This is a genomic window from Cedecea sp. B1(4), from assembly GCF_059414925.1.
This window is the reverse complement of the sequence record NZ_JCAHMZ010000013.1, coordinates 1-1,465: the sequence shown is the minus strand read 5'-3', so window position 1 is coordinate 1,465 and position 1,465 is coordinate 1. Positions and strand designations below refer to the sequence as shown.

1 protein-coding gene is annotated in these 1,465 nt (G+C 64.6%); it reads right to left on the bottom strand.

Translation table 11 applies throughout. The annotated features are described in order from the left end of the window. Positions 1-1,465, bottom strand: a 1,465-nt coding sequence (locus ACR6JA_RS20805; protein ID WP_494599397.1) for a Tn3 family transposase, incomplete at both ends; no start/stop codon positions are given.

Genomic DNA, 1,465 nt, shown 5'->3' with positions numbered 1-1,465 from the left:
GCGAAGCGGAAGCCCAGGAGGTGCATCAGGGCGAAGACGTGATCGGTGAAGCCCGCCGTGTCGGTGTAATGCTCCTCGATCCGCAAGTCGGACTCGTGGTACAGCAGGCCGTCGAGCACGTAGGTCGAATCGCGCACGCCGACGTTCACGACCTTGGTGTGAAATGGCGCGTACTGGTCAGAAATGTGGGTGTAGAACGTCCGCCCTGGGCTGCTCCCGTATTTCGGGTTGATGTGGCCGGTGCTCTCGGCCTTGCTGCCGGTGCGGAAGTTCTGGCCGTCCGACGATGAGGTGGTGCCGTCGCCCCAGTGCTCGGCGAAGGGATGGCGGAACTGTGCGTTGACCAGATCGGCCAGCGCCGCCCCGTAGGTTTCGTCGCGGATGTGCCAGGCTTGCAGCCAAGCCAGCTTGGCGTAGGTCGTGCCGGGGCAAGACTCCGCCATCTTGGTCAGGCCCAGGTTGATCGCGTCGGCGAGGATCGTGGTCAGCAACAGGTTCTTGTCTTTGGCCGGGTCGCCCGATTTCAGATGCGCGAAATGCCGAGTGAAGCCCGTCCATTCGTCCACCTCCAGCAGCAGTTCGGTGATCTTGACGTGCGGCAGGATCATTGCCGTCTGGTCGATCAGCGCTTGGGCGGTGTCGGGTACCGCCGCGTCGAGCGGCGTGATCTTCAAGCCTGACTCGGTGATGATGGCGTCCGGCAGCTCGTTGGCCGTCGCCATACGGTTGACGGTGGCAAGCTGTGTTTCCAGCAGCGTCAGCCGGTCGTTCAGGTACCGGTTGCAGTCGGTGGCCACGGCCAGCGGCAATTCGCTGGCCTGCTTGAGGCTGGCGAATTTCGCGGGCGGCACCAGGTAGTCCTCGAAGTCCTTGAACTGGCGCGACCCCTGCACCCAGATGTCGCCGGAACGCAACGCGTTCTTCATCTCCGACAGCGCGCACAGTTCGTAGTAGCGCCGGTCGATGCCGGTGTCGGTCATGACCAGCTTCTGCCAGCGCGGCTTGATGAACTCGGTCGGCGCGTCGGCGGGCACCTTGCGGGCGTTGTCGCTGTTCATGCCGCGCAGCACCTCGATGGCGTCGAGCACGTCCTTCGCGGCGGGAGCGGCCCGCAGCTTGAGCACGGCAAGGAATTCCGGCGCGTAGCGGCGCAGCGTGGCGTAGCTTTCGCCGATGCGGTGCAGGAAATCGAAGTCCTCGGGCTGCGCAAGCTTCTGCGCTTCGGTGACGCTCTCGGCGAAGGCATCCCAGGACATGACGGCCTCGATGGCGGCGAACGGATCGCGGCCCGCCTGCTTGGCCTCGATCAGCGCCTGGCCGATGCGGCCGAACAGCCGCACCTTGGCGTTGATCGCCTTGCCGGACGCCTGGAATTGCTGCTGATGCTTGTTCTTGGCGGCGTTGAACAGCTTGCCCAGGATGCGGTCGTGCAGGTCGATGATTTCGTCGGTGACGGTGGCCATGC